The sequence below is a fragment of the Pseudomonas sp. 44 R 15 genome (assembly GCF_900004965.1).
Lineage (GTDB): Bacteria > Pseudomonadota > Gammaproteobacteria > Pseudomonadales > Pseudomonadaceae > Aquipseudomonas > Aquipseudomonas orientalis_A.
This window is the reverse complement of sequence record NZ_CVTU01000068.1, coordinates 78424-93727: the sequence shown is the minus strand read 5'-3', so window position 1 is coordinate 93727 and position 15304 is coordinate 78424. Positions and strand designations below refer to the sequence as shown.

General features: G+C 53.9%; 14 protein-coding genes and 3 pseudogenes. 9 read left to right on the top strand and 8 right to left on the bottom strand.

Annotated features, from left to right (window positions below; translation table 11 throughout):
- The first annotated feature begins 2 nt into the window (after positions 1 to 2).
- Both fucP and BFP93_RS08575 read left to right on the top strand, forming a co-directional pair.
- Positions 3 to 1334 carry an L-fucose:H+ symporter permease gene (gene fucP, locus BFP93_RS08580; protein ID WP_065884316.1) on the top strand — a complete coding sequence of 444 codons (1332 nt, stop codon included), beginning with the start codon at positions 3 to 5 and terminating at the stop codon, positions 1332 to 1334.
- Positions 1331 to 2377: an aldose 1-epimerase family protein gene (locus BFP93_RS08575; protein WP_065892743.1), complete on the top strand. Its 1047-nt coding sequence runs from the start codon at positions 1331 to 1333 to the stop codon at positions 2375 to 2377. Before fucP ends, BFP93_RS08575 begins: the two co-directional genes overlap by 4 nt.
- Here BFP93_RS08575 and deoR read toward each other — a convergent pair.
- Positions 2374 to 3132: a DNA-binding transcriptional repressor DeoR gene (deoR, locus tag BFP93_RS08570; protein ID WP_065892742.1), complete on the bottom strand. Its 759-nt coding sequence runs from the start codon at positions 3130 to 3132 to the stop codon at positions 2374 to 2376. The genes BFP93_RS08575 and deoR overlap by 4 nt on opposite strands.
- A gap of 128 nt (positions 3133 to 3260) precedes the next feature.
- Here deoR and deoC point away from each other — a divergent pair, with 128 nt between their 5' ends.
- The 3 genes from deoC (at position 3261) to BFP93_RS28290 (ending at position 6426) form a co-directional block, all read left to right on the top strand.
- Positions 3261 to 3944, top strand: a complete 684-nt coding sequence (gene deoC, locus BFP93_RS08565) for a deoxyribose-phosphate aldolase (RefSeq protein WP_065892741.1) — start codon at positions 3261 to 3263, stop codon at positions 3942 to 3944.
- 99 nt (positions 3945 to 4043) lie between these two features.
- On the top strand, positions 4044 to 4670 hold the full coding sequence (locus BFP93_RS08560; RefSeq protein ID WP_065892740.1) for a hypothetical protein: 627 nt from the start codon (positions 4044 to 4046) through the stop codon (positions 4668 to 4670).
- Positions 4671 to 5256: 586 nt separating this feature from the next.
- Positions 5257 to 6426, top strand: coding sequence for a hypothetical protein (locus BFP93_RS28290; protein ID WP_141687955.1), 1170 nt, complete (start codon positions 5257 to 5259; stop codon positions 6424 to 6426).
- A 600-nt stretch (positions 6427 to 7026) separates the two neighbouring features.
- On the opposite strand, the gene BFP93_RS08545 is transcribed toward BFP93_RS28290, so the two are convergent.
- Positions 7027 to 7632 carry a VOC family protein gene (locus tag BFP93_RS08545; protein ID WP_240997056.1) on the bottom strand — a complete coding sequence of 202 codons (606 nt, stop codon included), beginning with the start codon at positions 7630 to 7632 and terminating at the stop codon, positions 7027 to 7029.
- An 87-nt stretch (positions 7633 to 7719) separates the two neighbouring features.
- On the opposite strand from BFP93_RS08545, the gene BFP93_RS08540 reads away from it, so the two are divergent.
- Positions 7720 to 8499: an AraC family transcriptional regulator gene (locus BFP93_RS08540; protein WP_240997057.1), complete on the top strand. Its 780-nt coding sequence runs from the start codon at positions 7720 to 7722 to the stop codon at positions 8497 to 8499.
- A gap of 288 nt (positions 8500 to 8787) precedes the next feature.
- Complete coding sequence (locus BFP93_RS08530) at positions 8788 to 9984, top strand: multidrug effflux MFS transporter (protein ID WP_065892734.1); 1197 nt, start codon at positions 8788 to 8790, stop codon at positions 9982 to 9984.
- 199 nt (positions 9985 to 10183) lie between these two features.
- On the opposite strand, the pseudogene BFP93_RS08525 reads toward BFP93_RS08530, so the two are convergent.
- A pseudogene (locus tag BFP93_RS08525) lies at positions 10184 to 10486 on the bottom strand (MFS transporter); the annotation flags it as partial.
- A 267-nt stretch (positions 10487 to 10753) separates the two neighbouring features.
- Between BFP93_RS08525 and BFP93_RS08520 the strand changes: the two are divergent.
- Positions 10754 to 10969: a hypothetical protein gene (locus BFP93_RS08520; RefSeq protein WP_065873494.1), complete on the top strand. Its 216-nt coding sequence runs from the start codon at positions 10754 to 10756 to the stop codon at positions 10967 to 10969.
- A 510-nt stretch (positions 10970 to 11479) separates the two neighbouring features.
- On the opposite strand, the gene BFP93_RS29615 is transcribed toward BFP93_RS08520, so the two are convergent.
- Entirely contained in the window at positions 11480 to 12250 is a 771-nt protein-coding gene (locus BFP93_RS29615; RefSeq protein ID WP_370737777.1) for an IS66 family transposase, read from the bottom strand.
- A gap of 36 nt (positions 12251 to 12286) precedes the next feature.
- On the opposite strand from BFP93_RS29615, the pseudogene BFP93_RS29610 reads away from it, so the two are divergent.
- Positions 12287 to 12430 (top strand): annotated as a pseudogene (locus BFP93_RS29610) (hypothetical protein); the annotation flags it as partial.
- Here the strand turns inward: BFP93_RS29610 and BFP93_RS29605 are convergent.
- The 4 genes and pseudogenes from BFP93_RS29605 to BFP93_RS08500 all read right to left on the bottom strand — a co-directional run.
- Positions 12384 to 12479, bottom strand: a pseudogene (locus BFP93_RS29605) (hypothetical protein); the annotation flags it as partial. The pseudogenes BFP93_RS29610 and BFP93_RS29605 sit on opposite strands and share 47 nt — an antisense overlap.
- Before the next feature lie 380 nt (positions 12480 to 12859).
- Positions 12860 to 13081 (bottom strand): IS66 family insertion sequence element accessory protein TnpB, encoded by a 222-nt coding sequence (gene tnpB / locus BFP93_RS27235; RefSeq protein ID WP_083203302.1) that lies wholly within the window; start codon positions 13079 to 13081, stop codon positions 12860 to 12862.
- Positions 13078 to 13395 carry an IS66-like element accessory protein TnpA gene (locus BFP93_RS08505; RefSeq protein ID WP_065892733.1) on the bottom strand — a complete coding sequence of 106 codons (318 nt, stop codon included), beginning with the start codon at positions 13393 to 13395 and terminating at the stop codon, positions 13078 to 13080. Before BFP93_RS08505 ends, tnpB begins: the two co-directional genes overlap by 4 nt.
- Positions 13396 to 13856: 461 nt before the next feature.
- The gene (locus BFP93_RS08500) at positions 13857 to 14138 is read right to left on the bottom strand and encodes a helix-turn-helix domain-containing protein (RefSeq protein WP_042944669.1); all 282 of its coding nucleotides are present in this window, start codon (positions 14136 to 14138) and stop codon (positions 13857 to 13859) included.
- Between the last annotated feature and the right edge of the window lie 1166 nt (positions 14139 to 15304).

The following is a 15304-nucleotide window of genomic DNA, read 5'->3' as shown; positions in this document are numbered from 1 at the left end:
TAATGAACACACCTGCGCTGCAACAGACACCCGACGGTTTCTACCTGAACCGCACGCCCTGGTTCGCTTTTATCCTGCTGTGCAGCATCTTTGCCCTATGGGCTGCGGCCGCGAGTATGAACGACGTGCTGATCGCCCACTTCAAGAAAGCATTTTTGCTGAGTGATTTCCAGACGGCCTTTGTGCAGTCGGCGTTTTACCTGGGCTACTTTTTTGTGGCTATTCCGGCCGCGATGGTGGTGCGTCGTTTCAGCTACAAGAGCACGATTCTGATCGGGCTGCTGCTATACATGTTGGGTTGCCTGTTGTTTTTCCCGGCCGCCTCCACGGCCAAGTACGGCATGTTCCTCCTGGCGCTGTTTGTGATCGCCGCCGGCCTGTCGTTCCTTGAAACCGCCTGCAATACCTACTCGACACTGATGGGGCCCCGAGAAACCGGGACCCGGCGCTTGAATATTTCGCAGACCTTTCACCCCTTCGGTGCCATGGCAGGGGTGTATGTGGGCAGTTTCGTGATGTTCAAGGACACCGACGCCACCACTGAACAGCTGGCTCGGATGAGCGCCTCCGAGGCAGCGGTGCAGCAGTTGCAAATGATCCAGTCCACGCTGTTGCCCTACAAATGGATGATTGCGGTGCTGGTGCTGATCTTTATCCTGATCGCCATTACGCGGTTCCCTGCGTGCAAGGGCAACAAGCCCGCCGGCAGCAAGCCCGGCAGCCTGGGTCAAAGCCTGGGGCGGCTGTGGCGTAACCCGCGCTTTACCTTTGGCGTATTGGCGCAGTTTCTTTATGTGGGCGCACAGGTCGGCGTATGGAGCTTCACCATTCGCCTGGCCATGCAAATGGGCGGTATGAATGAACGCAGCGCATCATGGTTTCTGCTGACTACGTTTGCCGCCTATTTTGTCGGAAAGTTGATTGCCAACCTGTTGATGCGTCGCCTGCATCCCGCCAAGGTACTCGCGATCTACGGAGTGCTGTGCATCGTGCTGCTGGCCTACACCATTCTGGTGCCGAACATTTCGGCGGTGTATGCAGCGGTTGGCGTGAGTATCTTCCTCGGCCCTTGCTGGCCGACCATCTACGGCCTGACCATCGATGGCCTGGGTGAAGACACCGGCGTCGGCGGTTCATTGCTGGTGATGAGCATCGTCGGCGGCGGGGTGATCCCGATCTTCCAGGGCCTGTTGTCCGACGCCAGCGGCGGCAACATGCAGCTGGCTTACAGCGTGCCGTTGCTGTGTTTCATTGTGATCGTGATGTATGCGCTCAAGTGCATGCGCCAATCCGGCACCTTACCGGTGGGCGCGACCAGGGCGGTAGCCTCATGAATACACATATCGCGCTGTACCCTGCGGTGTTTGCCGAGCAGGAGAAGATCCTCCTGCAATCGTCGGCCTTCAAGGTCAGTGCCTGGGTCTACCCGTCCGGCGTGCTGGCGGTGAGCCTGGAGAATAGCCGTGGGCGACTGGTGATACTGCCTTTTCAAGGGCAGATGATCTGGTCAGCCGTGTTCGACGGTTGCGACTTGACCATGAGCAACCTGTTCGAGCAACCTCGGCCCAGTCCGACGATAATCGATACTTACGGCTGCTTCATGTTTCACAGTGGCCTGCTGCGCAACGGCTGCCCCGCGCCGGATGACACGCATGCCTTGCACGGCGAAATGCCCTGCGCGCCCATGGATACGGCCTGGTTGGAGGTGGACGAGGGCGTTGTACGCCTGGGCGGCTCGTACGAATATGCCAAGGGATTCGGCGATCGCTACCGAGCGTGTCCCAGCGTGACGCTGCGCGCCGATTCGGCCGTGTTCGATATCGACATGCAGGTGTCGAACCTGGCCGGCAAGCCCATGGACCTGATGTACATGGCCCACATGAACTACGCGTACGTAGACGGCGCCCGCTTTGTCGAGCCATTGGGCATACAGCGCCAGCGTCTGCGCACCAGCGTGCCGGACCATGTCAAGCCGACGCCGGCATGGAGTGCCTATATGGCGCAGCTGGCCGAACAGCCTGCGCAATTGGCCTGCCTGGAGCAACCGGCATTGTACGACCCCGAGATCGTATTTTTCTTCGACGGGGTCGGCACAGACGCCAGGGGCCAGGCGCATTTTCTGCTGGATCATCCCAGCGGTGCGGCGTTCTACACCCGCTACCGTCCCGAGCAATTTGCGCACGCCGCACGCTGGATCCTGTACACGCCAGATCAGCAAGTGGCGGCGTTCGTGTTGCCGTCTACCTGCGAACCCGAGGGCTATAACGCCGAGAAAGCCAAAGGCCATGTGCGTGCGCTGGCGGCCGGAGCCTGCGCTTCATTCAGTGTCAGTACCGGGTATTTGAGTGCGCAGGAACGGCAACGGTTGCTGGATTAAACCAGCAATTGCGCGCCATTGGCCTGAATGACGTCCTTGTAGCTGCGGGGGATTTTCTTGTCGCTGACCACGTACTGAAAATCCTCAAGAGCGGCGAAGTGCGCAGTGCGCACTGTGTCGAACTTACTGAAATCGGCGAGCAATACGCGTTGCTGAGCCTGGCGCATGACCTTTTGCTTGACCTCGACTTCATTGAAGTTGAAGCACGTTACGCCAAACGCCTGGCTGACGCCGGCCGCGGTCACAAAGGCCCACGTCAGGCGCACGCTATCGAGGATGCTGCTTTCGGCGCTGCTTTCAAAGACCTGGTTCTTGCGGTGAAAGGTGCCGCCGCACAACACGATGTGGCAATTGGGTTTGTTCTGCAGTTTGAGCAGCACGTTCAATGAGCTGCACACCGCAGTGAACTCCAGCGCATCGGGGATGAAATCAACGACAAAAGGCGAGGTGGTACCACAGTCGAAAAATACCGTATCGCCGGCCTGAACCAAAGAAGCGGCGAGTTTGCCGATGCGGCGTTTTTCCTCGACGTGACGCGTGTCCTGCTCGGCTACTCGGTAATCGCCACTCTCATTGCCGACCCGGGTGATATAGCCACCCAGCAGTCGCAGGTGATCGCTGAAATGGTTGAGGTCGCGGCGCAAGGTCATCTCGGAAACGTCCAACAGTGCGGCCATTTCCTTCAGGTGAATGGCGTTCTGGTCCTGCAGGGCTTGTTGGATAAGCTTCAATCGCTCGGCTTTTCTACTGTCCACGAGTCTTCCAGGGCTTGATTGTTGGTGTTAAATAAGTAACATTAATTGTTAGTATTGTAACTAAATTATGTAGACGCTGGGACAAGCGCCTCACAATCATTGGCAACATACAGGCAAGGGCCCATTAAATGAACAGTCTCCCACCCGCCGCATTGGCCAAGTACATCGATCACACGTTACTGGCGCCCGACGCCTCCCAGGCACAGATCCGCACCTTGTGCGAGGAAGCCCGCGAGCATGGCTTTTATTCGGTGTGCCTCAATTCTGCGCAAGTGCCTTACGCCGCTTCGTGCCTGACCGACGACAGGGTGGTGATTTGCGCCGTGGTCGGCTTTCCACTGGGCGCCGGATTGAGCGATACCAAGGCTTTCGAAGCCCAACGAGCGATTGCCGCCGGGGCAGGGGAGATCGACATGGTGCTCAATATCGGCTGGTTGAAGGACGGGCTGCTGGACGCCGTGCGCGAAGACATCGCGCTGGTCCACCAGGCTTGCCGCGCCGTGCCGTTGAAGGTCATCCTGGAAACCTGCTTGCTGGACGACGAGCAGAAGGTTCAAGCCTGCGAGATCTGCCGTGACCTGGGTGTGGCCTTCGTCAAGACGTCCACCGGGTTCAGTCGAAGCGGAGCTACGGTCGAAGATGTGGCACTGATGCGTAGAACTGTGGGTGCCGGGGTTGGGGTGAAGGCTTCTGGTGGCGTGCGCGATTATCCGACTGCGTTGAAGATGATTGAGGCCGGGGCCACACGCTTGGGCAGCAGTTCAGGGATTGCGATTGTCGGTGGGGCGATGACGGCGGCGAGTGGTTATTGAAGCGTTTTTTCGCGGGGTAAGAATAGTTGCCATATGATAACTCAACTAAATAGTCATTTAGTTGAGTTATGCCCAAACCTTGGGATGTGAGAGGCCGTAGTGAGCGTGGAAGCGATAGTTACAAGCATCAAGGATAAGTGGGTCTATTTTACGGGGGGCAATGCTGAGCTCAATGCTTTTTGGCTGAAGTATCTGGCCGCGTTCGTAGTTTGGGCGATCGTGACAGGGCTTATTTATTGGGGAATCAACTCGGAGAAAAAATTCGGGGCCCTTAATATCGCGCGCAAGCATGTGCTTTGCGGTGTGTTTATGGTGGTTTTTTCTGTGGCACCAGGTACGTACGTCTGGTACGCGTTTATCGATTTCAAGCACAACCAACAGCTTAAAGCCGCGAATACGCTTGCTGAGTCACTGAAAAGTTGGTCGAGTGCCTGTGAAAAGGCCAAACAGACCAATGCATGCCCAGAGCCTCCCGACATCCCAAAAATGCTTGAGCCAGTCTTCGACACGATGACGCAATCAATGAGTTTTCTTGCAGGCTTGATGGGACTCTTGGGCGGCGCGCTGGGCGTCAATCTCATTACCGACGGATTACTGCGACGTGAAAAGCCGGTGCCGCGCTCAGGCCAATTCAGTGGAACGCGCATCCGCAAAACGATAACGCTGGAAGTGAACGGGAAAGTGCTGCAGCACGAAACCATCGTGGATTATCCGGACAAGCGTTAATCACGAGCAGTTGCGTGCACGACGGCGAATTTCTCGACTCAGAGAAATTCGGCCTGGTGAAAAGCAGCTGTGGAGATACCCGTGGGCGGTATATTCGGGTACGCATAATGTATATTATGTTAAATTACGTGTCAGGGTGGAACTTTCTATACTTGTTGTGGCTGTAATCATAAAATGATAATTCGTGAGTTTAAAAATCGTACCGTGAAATCAACAGCTTAGCCCCACAACCTGTCAGCTTGGCATCGTTACGATAAGTCATTGAGGCGAAATATCTGTCTTTCGCTCGTTACCTGAAGCCCAAATAACAATATTCTTCTCTTTTGAGCGGCCCCTTAAAGACATAAAAATCAAGGGATTGAAACTTTTATAGCTCAAATACTTGAGCCTGATTAGGTAAAAAGCACTTGAGAAACAATGAGATATTTAGTGCTGATGATTTTAAAAAAAATGCTCGAAATCGAATTTTTGATAATGACGAACCAGATCAAGGGTTTGCTGACGAAGTGTTTTTTTAAAAAAAATAATGTCAAATTTCATGATGATCTCCTACCCTCATTAAATCATTTGTCGAGAGACAGCCATCATGAGCTTGCCTAACCCACTCTTTTCAGGCATTACCAGTATTTCTTTAAGTGAGCTTGCCTATTACGGGGAGCATCCAGGAGTAGAGAGATACTTAGCTAAATTCGATTCAAACCTGAATGCTTTCAAGTTCGCGAATATAGCGCGAGAATTCATTGCTTCTCGTGTCGGCGCACATAGTGATGGAGAAAATCTTTCAGGTTTTGGATCTTCGAGGAGTATTACAGAACGCCTATTACTCTGGTCATGGATCGTAAAAGGAAAGTCTGTAGAAGCGATCGAAAAGGAAGAGTTTCGAGAATTCTTAGAGTTCAACTCATGCCCCCCTTCCGAATGGGTAGGCGACGTCGCACGTCGACGATTCGATTGGGTTGATGGAGTCGGCTACATTGCTAACCCGGCCTGGCGCCCATTTTCAAAGCCCGCCAATGAAACCGGGATGCGTACAATGAACATGTTTAAGCTCATAGTCTCCTGTTGCACGTCTTTCTATGATCACCTAATCCGCAAAGGAATTTGCCAGTTTAATCCGGCACAAAATGTAGAATGGCTCCCCCTTCAAACTTTTAGTGCCGAAGCTAGGTCAATTGACCGCGGACTGACGATTTGGCATGTGGATCAAATCTTAAGAGTTGGTGCAAATCTAGACTGCGGTCGCCATGAGCGAGCCTTATTCATTGTCGCCTTGATGAGGTATCTTTTAGTGCCGATCCGGTGGATTGCGAAAGACGTAAGAAGAACTCCTTCATTTAACCTCTTAAAACATACTACCTGCGGTTTTCAGTATTTGGTTGAAGGTCTACGGGGCGTCGAAGCAGTGACTGCCCCAAACATATTCATTCCATATCTTCAAAGGTATAGGTCAAGTCGTGGTCTGCCTAGGGAGGCTCCCGACGATGAGGATGAGCCGTTGCTGGTGACTTCACATGGTCGTCCTGGTTTGACGCAACGTCAAATCAGAAACCTCGTGTATGAGATTATACTAGTAACGGTTCACCAGCTGGAAATTGAAGGAGCGGATAATCAAGAAATAATTCCTCTAAAGTCATCATGTTTGGACTCTATACGAATTGCTAGCATAAGTGGCAGCCTTCGAGAGTACGGTATTTACGAAACTCAAAAAAAATTAGGCTCCGAAATATTCAGTTCGATTCTGCGTAAAGGAATCTGAAATGAGTGCTATTTTCCAAGAAGACCGTTCGATTCCCGACGGGACAATGGCTATGCGACCCGGGGCGTTCTGGCACAGCGGTTTCAGGGGGTTCAGGGGGTTCAGGGGGTTCAAATTCTCGTACTCATCACGCGCGTTGTCATAGAAAAAAAAGTGCTTTTTTCGCAGGGCGGTCCAATTCGTATTTCCATAAAGACTGACTAGCGCCCTACTCCTAATCCCAATTTCCTCCTTTGAGGATTGGCGGAAATTCGAGAGCTGGCGCTCCTCCCTGTGCCTGGAAGACTTGGGTCGCAGATCAGAATGTCCGCCGCCAAAAGCAGTCATTGATAGATCCTATATGGCGGTAATTTAAGATTTGCGCCTTTACGCGTTAGTGACCTGCGCTCTAGCGCACTAACAGGGCTTTAGCTTTTCGATCTGCGCAGTGGAGTGCCAGAAAGGAAATCCAAATTTTATGTGGCCGGCGAAGTGTATGATTACGCCAGCTGTATACTTGAATCTGATGATCTTTATGTTTGCCATGAGACGTCATGCGCGACGGAGAGCGCTTTAAGTAATTGCTTTAGGGAAATAAGTTTAACAGTCTTCGGCAGGAAGCTACTCATTAGCCTGCATCAGTTCCAGAGTGATATGATCTGGCCCAGTCACATATACAACTAGAGTTCCCTTGCGTGGGCCTGCGGGAATCGCTTGAGGCTTGCCTCTTGCTTTCCAGCCTGCTTGCTCAATGCGTTCGAGTACGGCGTATATGTCTTGCACCCTCAATGCCAAATGCGCTGAACCAATCGCTGATGCCGTAGGTGTAGTGATACCGTGGTGGTCACCCTGCGAATATTCCAGCAACTCTACTCGACTGCCATCCGGGCCTTTGACTATCGCCGTTCGCACGCTCGGATCGGCGGTGCCGGTTACTTGCAAAATGAATGATCCGCCCATTTCCGACTGACGCTCAAGAATGAACCCAAGTCCAATTGTCCAGAAGCGAATGGCTTCTTCCAATGAACTGACTGCGAAGCCAATATGATCGACGGCATGCACCATGTGGTTAGAATTCATCAAATGATCCTTTAAAGGTTCACGGGCCAAATAGGGAGTTGAGCTTGCACATCCAGCTGTTACGGCCAAAACACAGAAAATAAATCTGTGAGAGGTACGCATAATCAGGCCAATCCAAGAGAGGCAACATTTGCGATTTTTAGACATTGAGTATTCCTCTGACCGGTCTTATTCTCCATTAGGCATTCAGGATATGGCTACCTCGGATATGACATTGGATAACGTAAACCAGCCATGAACCGCGCGCTTATGCCACTGCTGGCGATAGAGCAACGCGACCGGGCGATCCGCGAAACGGCGGCCCACACTCATACGACAGGCCAACTAATCGCAAGCCTTGCCGGGCTGCTTTCCGTGAGCACTGACGGCGGCTCATGGGTAGTGCCGGCTAGCCATGCCATTTGGATACCTCCCCGTGTCGCACACGCGATGATGTCGCATGGCGCTTTTGCAGGAGCGATGGTCTATATCGCGGAGCAAGAGTGCGGGATCCTGCATCAAATGCCATGCACATTTAGGGTCAGCAGTTTGCTGCGCGAAGCGGTAAGCCGCGCTGCGTCGTGGGGACAACCACCCCGCAACGAAATGGAGTCGCGGGTTGCAGCAGTCATCTTGGATGAAATTGCTACCTCACCCGCTGAACCCATCGGTCTGACGCACCCCAATGACCCGCGCTTGAGGCGTATCACCGATGCGATACTTGCTCAGCTTGATGACAATAGATCACTTGAGGATTGGGCTGCTTGGTCAGGTATGGCACCTAGAACACTTGCCCGGCGTCTGGTCGCTGAAACCGGTTTTAGTTTTTCTGAATGGCGACAACGTGCACGCACGTTGCGCGCTATTCAACTATTAGTCGAGGGGATGTCAGTGACGACAACGGCGATTGAGCTTGGCTACGAAAATATTAGTGCTTTCATTGCCATGTTCCGTCGGATAATGGGTGTTACGCCAGGACAATATGTGCGAGCGCAGACACTGATTAGCAAAGAGGCAATTTCTAGATCAAGTTGATGGGTGTAAGAACCGCTGTACCATCCAACCCGATCTTGCACGGTATGCGTCCGGCCAAGTCATCTACCAGTGCCGGGAGTTGATCGGTATCCAGCTCCATTTCGCTGGATTGGGCACACTCCTGAATGACCTGGGCTTTGAAGGAGTTGGAGTCGGAATAGCGTGTTGGCTGCATGAAATACCCGCTTAAAAGGCTAGAACTGGTGTCCACTTAAACTTAAGTGCATACCATGTCTGGGCTTTGCGGGGTTGGGTACCCCCTCTGCTCTGAATATCGTCTGATGTCTGATGAACCTGCGCGCAATCATTATTCTCGGTGCCTTGAGCGCCTTCGGCCCCTTGGCCGTCGACTTTTATCTGCCTGGCTTCCCTGCCATTGCCCTCGCGTTTGGCACTGACGAGAAGCATGTCCAGTTGACCCTGGCGTCATATTTTCTGGGCTTGTCCATCGGTCAACTGGCTTACGGGCCGGTGGCGGATCGCTTCGGCCGACGTGTCCCGCTGCTGTTCGGGGCTTCGCTGTTCACCCTCGCATCGCAGGCGTGTGCCTTCGCGCCGAATCTGGAATGGCTGATCGGCGCGCGCTTCGTTCAGGCGCTGGGCGGCTGTGCGGGGATGGTGATTGCCCGAGCCATTGTCAGCGACAGGTGCGATGCCGTTCAGTCGGCCAAAGTATTCTCGCAATTAATGCTGGTGATGGGCTTGGCGCCGATTCTGGCGCCCATGCTCGGCGGCTTGCTGGTCAACCTCTATGGGTGGCAGTCGATCTTCATCAGCCTGACGGCGTTCAGTGCGCTGGCTTCAATAGCCGTGGCGCTGGGCCTGCCGGAAAGCATGCCCGCCACTCATCCTCGCCAGCCTTTATCAGGCGCACTGACGCAGTACCGCCGCTTGTTGGGCGATCGTATTTTTCTAGGCCACGCGCTCACTGGCGGGATCGCCATGGCTGGGATGTTTTCTTACATCGCCGGTTCGCCGTTCGTGTTCATCAAGCTCTACGGAGTGCCGCCTGAGCACTATGGCTGGCTGTTCGGTACCAATGCGGCGGGTTTCATTCTGGTCTCGCAGCTCAATGCCCGGTTGGTGGGCAAAAAGGGGCCTGCGTTCCTGCTGTCGCGGGTTATCTGGATGTACCTCGCTGCTGCACTGGCATTGTTGGTGATTGCCGGTCTGCGCACCGAACAGCTCTGCCCCCTGCTGGTGCCCTTGTTTGTCTGCATTGCCTGCCTGGGCTCCATCACCCCCAATGCCTCAGCCTGCGCCATGAACGGGCAATGGGCGCGTGCGGGCAGCGCGTCGGCATTGCTCGGTTGCCTGCAGTTCAGTGTGGCGGCAGCAGCGGCCGCGCTGGTGGGTGTGCTTCACGATGGTACGGCGTTGCCAATGGCGCTGGTTATCTGCTCATGCGGTGCGTTGGCCGTGACGCTTGCAATGCTGACCCGCCGTTTGCAGAACAAACGTGATGTAGCGCTCCCGGGCTCATAGGAGATTACTCGATGCTTCACCGCCGAGTAACGAAACAGGTACATACGGCAATGATCAGCAAGGCCAGAAACATGCCGCCGAAGCCTTGGGACAGGCCCAGGTTCCAGCCGGAATACTGCCCCGCCACCACCGCACCGACGCCGAAAATCAGCAGGGTGAAGAAGCCTGCATGACGCTGCAGGCGACGTTGCTCAAAGTAAAGCACCCAGAGGTCAGCGGCTTTGATGGCTCGGTTGATTGCTGCCAGTAGCGAGCCTCCGAACATGCCAAGGAGGAAACCAATCCCGGCGACGATCTTGGGCTCGGTGACATTCAGGTAGGCGCTGACCATGCTCGTCAGGTACAGCGAGCAGGCAGCACCCGTAACCAAGAACACCATCCAGGCGCGCCAGTCGGGCAAGTCGTCCTTGTGCCACCAGCTCGCAACTACGGCCCCAATGAGGCCCGCAATCAAAAATTCGAACCTGTCGATCTTGTCGAGCAGGCGCTGTAGATACTCCATGCGCTCGATTCCGTGGGGCATGTTTTTTGGAATTGAATCGGCTCACACAGCACTCCCAGCTCGGAGCAATGGGTGTGGTGGGTCGGAAACGAAAAAGCAGCGGGAGGTGTCAAGTCTCGGAAAGGCGCCTAACTGGTAGCACAAGTTTTCACGCTATGGATTCGAAAGCACTGGACCCATTAATCGCTGGTTAATCCCGAACTCTGAGAATGGCAAACGGAAGCGTGGCAACAGTATCTTCCATGACCATTATCAGAGAGATGCAAAATGAACCTTCGCAAGCTTGCCATTATTTCACTGCTCAGTATCAGTGCCACTAGCGCGCTCGCTGAAGGCGGTGCTGACCGTTTGATACAACGAAATTTGGAACAGCAGCAGGCCTATCTGGCCGCTCAAAAGTCCGCAGAGACGAAGTCAGAAATCGCAAAAAAACAGCCGAGTGTTGATGCCCCTAAAACTCAGTCGAGTTCAAACGATAGCTGACATCTGGCCGCTGGTAGGTCGCCCTTAGGTGGCTTGCCACAATCATATGAGACAACCGCTACCCAATCGCTGGAGCCCAGCTTCGCTCCCCTAACAGCTAGTGCTTCCAAAGGCTGCCCTGGCTGCAGTGAAACTCAGGCAATAAAATCTATGGTCACCCCCATTTTTGCAATACTGGGTGACGTGGTTGGCTTGCTTAAATCTATCCGGCGTCTGTTTGGGGCAGGCCCCAGCGCCACGATGAGAGTCGCGCCTGACGATCTTTAAAAAACCGTCGGCTTCTGAAGCTGATTTTTATGTCAGGATTTTCGTCAGGCCGGTGCGCCGTTCACATCATCTGTTGTTCAGCTATCGCAAAACCTGAAGGTGAATCGTTCTACTGCAACAACCGCAGGGTCAGGCGTTCAAGGCGTCTGGCCCTGTTTCATATTGCGTATGGTGAGCGGCTATTGCCCGAGCGATACGCGCCAGTTTGTTAGCAAGTGCACAAGCCACGTAAGCGCCTGGGCATCACACCTTGCGTGATGAAACCGGCTGCCACCTATGCGGCAGCAACTGATCGATTTCACTCGCCCGCTGCGTCGGCAGGCGCGTAAGCACATCCTTCAGATAAGCATACGGATCATGACCATTCAGCCGCGCAGACTGGATCAAGCTCATGATCGCCGCCGCCCGTTTTCCGCTGCGTAGCGACCCTGCAAAGAACCAGTTCTTGCGCCCAAGAGCCCATGGCCTGATTTGGTTCTCAGCCCAATTATTGTCTATGGGCACGACCCCGTCATCGAGGTAGCGCGACAGCGCTGCCCAGCGTTTCAGGCTGTAATCGAGTGCTCTGCTGATGCCTGAACCTTCGGGTACAAGCTCGCGCTGAGCGCTCGTCCAGGCATGTAGCATGTCCATTACCGGGACGGCTTTTTCTTGCCGTATTCGGCGCCGTAAATCCGGTTCCAGGTCGCGGACTTCGCTCTCGATTTCGTACAGCAACTGGATATAGCGCAAGGCTTGCTCAGCAAGCGTGCTTTTATTCGTAGCATGCAGCTCGAAGAATTTGCGCCGCGCATGGGCCATGCACCCGATCTCGGTCACGCCGAGTTCGAAACTGGCTTTGTAACCGCCAAAATCATCGCAGACCAGTTTGCCCTTCCAGTCTTTCAGGAAGTTGCGAGCGTGCTCACCGGCGCGGCTGGGGCTGAAATCGTAAACCACCGCTGACAGATCCGAGAATTGGCTGGTGGCGTAGGCCCAAACATAGGAGCGATGGGTTTTCTTTGTTCCCGGCATGAGCATCTGCACCGATGCGTTTGAGCGCGCAGCCGCATGGGCAGTGAGTGTTGTCCGGTTCGTGATGGATCAACGTGCGTGGAAATTCTGCCGGCAACGCGGTGCGCTGGGGATTTTGCTTTTTCTCGGTCGGCGCAGGCGCTGTTTGCAAGGCTTGAAGCTCAGCTTCAATCGTGGCGATATCGGTATCGATCAGGTCATCGAGCAAGCTGGCCTGCTCAGGGTTCATCTGCTCGCTACGCTTGGCAAATTTCAAGCGCTTGAGCTGCGCGATCTCGAAGGTCAGCTTCTCGATCACCGTCTGATCGCGGTTGGTCTTCTTGCCAATGGTTTCGACCGTCTTACCCATTGCATCGACTTGCAAGAGCAACTGCGCAGCTAAGGCACGCAGTTGCGTCAGGAGTCATTTGGTCGAGATTGGGAGAAGAATTCATGCTGCAGATTGTGCCAGAGCAGGCCGTTCGCAGCGATACACCGATAGGCTAATGGCAGCCGTTAAAGCAGTGTGATCACACCGCCAGCCCCAGCGCGCTGCCAAGGCAAGCCCAGCACTAAAGCCTGAAGTTGCTCGGTATCCAACTCAAGTTCAGAGCCTTGACGAATTCCTGGTCAGTGAAACTTTCCTTGATTCAATCGGCGGGCAGCCAGCCAGATGCCAAACCCATCATGCACCAGGACTTTCATGCGAGTGGCGCGGCGGTTGGCGAATAGATAAGCACAGTGCGGCTTCGCCGCACCGAACACCGCTATCACCCTGGCCAACGCAGTGTCGGTGCCAGCACGCATGTCCATGGGTTCGGTGGAGAGCCAGATGGCATCGATGCGGATCATTGGGTGAGCCCTCGAATGAGTCGGGCGCATCCTTCGGGATCGGAAATTGGCCACTTCACCGTAAGCGTTTGCTGGCCAATCGGTAATTCAATGATCGCCGACGCTTGAGCTACTGGTTTCGATTCGACTTTCAAAGGAATGAACGCTGGCAAGGTGGCGACCGGCTGATCGCGGTAAAGCGGTAGCCAACGGCGCACGACATTAGCGTTGATACCATGACTCATCGCGATGGCTGCCACGGAAACGCCAGGTTGCAGGCATTCATGGATGACTTGGGCCTTGAAGGATTTTGTGTAGGAATTACGTTGGCGCATGGCGATCCTGACATTAAGGGTAGTTGTGTCCGCATAAAATTACGCGGACACAATTGCCCTTATTGGCCGGGGTCGGAAGGTGGGTTTGCCGGTCCCTTACCCTGCACGCTAGACCTTCAACCATGTGCCGGAACAGATGAAGAAAGAAATGCCAGCCACTTCAGGAGTCGCCAGAGCATCAGTTTTCTTTTAACTGGTGGGGCACTCACGCTGCACTCAGCTGGCGCTTGTAACTTCAACCGTGCTAGTTGCGTATTTCCCCCAATACCACCACAAGCATTCTACGAGCTGTTCGTTGATGCGCCTTGAAGGTCTGCGTTCTCAGACAGGTTATCGACGCCGCCCTGGAAAGTACGGCGGTAAGCCAGCGGTCGCCTCACCCAATTTGCTGAAGCGCCAGTTCGATGCTGCGTTCTCGACTCCTTGGGCTGCTGTGGCTCCTCTCCTCTCCCCCCCCCCCTTCACTTAGAAGCCGCTTCCATTTCTTCCTGCACCTGTCTGATCAGGGAGGCTAGATTAACTGTTGGGTCGAGGATCAGGAAAGTCTCGATTATCAGAGTGAGAGGATGAACGCCAGTGCGCTCGGCCAATGCAGCTGCCTTGTCAATGGTAACGTTTTTCAGCCCGCGCTCTAGCGTGCTGATGTAGGTCCTACTGCTGATATCGTAGAAATCTTCCTGCGTTAAGCCCCGACGAACCCTGGCATTTCGGAGCGCAATCCCGAACGCCTGCTTCACTTCCATGACCATTCCTCGCAAAAGGAACGATGAAGCCTTTTTGATCACTATAGGGCTACAATCTATAGTGTTCATTTCGGTAGAATTGCGTTGCGGCAACGCAAACCCGCAAGGGAAATTTCTTGGCGCTGCTGTGGGCTTTTTTTCTATCCATCGCAAGCAGAGCATTTTCCAAAACCGATGCCTTCTACCAGTCAGGGTGCCCTAATTGATTTTTGTTTATGACCCCGCTCAGCGTGAGGTACGGAGTTGGACTCACGGCGAAATGGAGGGACTATGCTTTGTTGCCACTATCATCTCCCTGCACACGGGGCAGACCAATCGTGCAGCCATACTCAACTGTGCTTACGAATTACAGTACTACCTATCTGCAGTCACGGACGTAGAGGTTAGGCATGTGCACATGATGTGCCCTCCGTCCATCAGCGGTCGCACCTACTGGACTTTAGAGGAGCTAGAGAGCGTTACCGTCTTTAACGGCATCTCTACTGATCAAAGCGCGGTCGTTTACCGAACTGCTTCAGCCAGTTACAAACTGGGTGACCTGGATCTTCGTCGGAAAAAGAAATCACGGGTGTTGTATTGCCCCAGGCACCTTCAACAACAGAACTTTCAGCTATCAGAGAACTATTCGGCAGCATCCAATACCCAGCTTTTTGGACCCTTAGGGAGACAGTGAGAAATATAAGCTTCCATCAACCGCTCTATTAGTACTTTGCATGTTCAGGCCTGCTGGCCGCTACAGGTCAGCCAAGATAGTTGAGCTTGCTATACCGTCGTAGTCACTGCTGGTTCAATGACTCCGACCTGAATGACCTCCTCGGCTAACGCGCTGACTAGACAGCGCTGGCTGAATAACCGCATGGATACCAAACATGGAGATATGATGTGGTTTCACAGAGCACTCGTTCGCATCAGACTTTGCCAGGCGGTCGCATGCGATTCAAGCACCGACCTGCATCGAATTTCATCAAAGCGCTTCCAGGGCGAGGAAATTTCTCCAACGCACAACAACCCTGCCGCTCATCGTGTGTTCGGCAAATTAAGACAGTTACTCGCTTTCTGCGTTGGAGATAGTCTCCATCAGTGCTTGATGCACCTAGTATTACTATGACTTTTGAAACTCAAAAAGGGGGGATAATGAAGGGGAGACGAAAAGTAAAGACACTCAA

Bases quoted from the DNA above. Each gene is read 5' to 3' on its own strand.
- fucP (WP_065884316.1), top strand. From the start codon at position 3: ATGAACACACCTGCGCTGCAACAGACACCCGACGGTTTCTACCTGAAC.
- BFP93_RS08575 (WP_065892743.1), top strand. From the start codon at position 1,331: ATGAATACACATATCGCGCTGTACCCTGCGGTGTTTGCCGAGCAGGAG.
- deoC (WP_065892741.1), top strand. From the start codon at position 3,261: ATGAACAGTCTCCCACCCGCCGCATTGGCCAAGTACATCGATCACACG.
- BFP93_RS28290 (WP_141687955.1), top strand. From the start codon at position 5,257: ATGAGCTTGCCTAACCCACTCTTTTCAGGCATTACCAGTATTTCTTTA.
- BFP93_RS08545 (WP_240997056.1), bottom strand. From the start codon at position 7,632: ATGTCTAAAAATCGCAAATGTTGCCTCTCTTGGATTGGCCTGATTATG.
- BFP93_RS08540 (WP_240997057.1), top strand. From the start codon at position 7,720: ATGAACCGCGCGCTTATGCCACTGCTGGCGATAGAGCAACGCGACCGG.
- BFP93_RS08530 (WP_065892734.1), top strand. From the start codon at position 8,788: ATGAACCTGCGCGCAATCATTATTCTCGGTGCCTTGAGCGCCTTCGGC.
- BFP93_RS08520 (WP_065873494.1), top strand. From the start codon at position 10,754: ATGAACCTTCGCAAGCTTGCCATTATTTCACTGCTCAGTATCAGTGCC.
- BFP93_RS29615 (WP_370737777.1), bottom strand. From the start codon at position 12,250: ATGCCGGGAACAAAGAAAACCCATCGCTCCTATGTTTGGGCCTACGCC.
- tnpB (WP_083203302.1), bottom strand. From the start codon at position 13,081: ATGATCCGCATCGATGCCATCTGGCTCTCCACCGAACCCATGGACATG.
- BFP93_RS08505 (WP_065892733.1), bottom strand. From the start codon at position 13,395: ATGCGCCAACGTAATTCCTACACAAAATCCTTCAAGGCCCAAGTCATC.
- BFP93_RS08500 (WP_042944669.1), bottom strand. From the start codon at position 14,138: ATGGAAGTGAAGCAGGCGTTCGGGATTGCGCTCCGAAATGCCAGGGTT.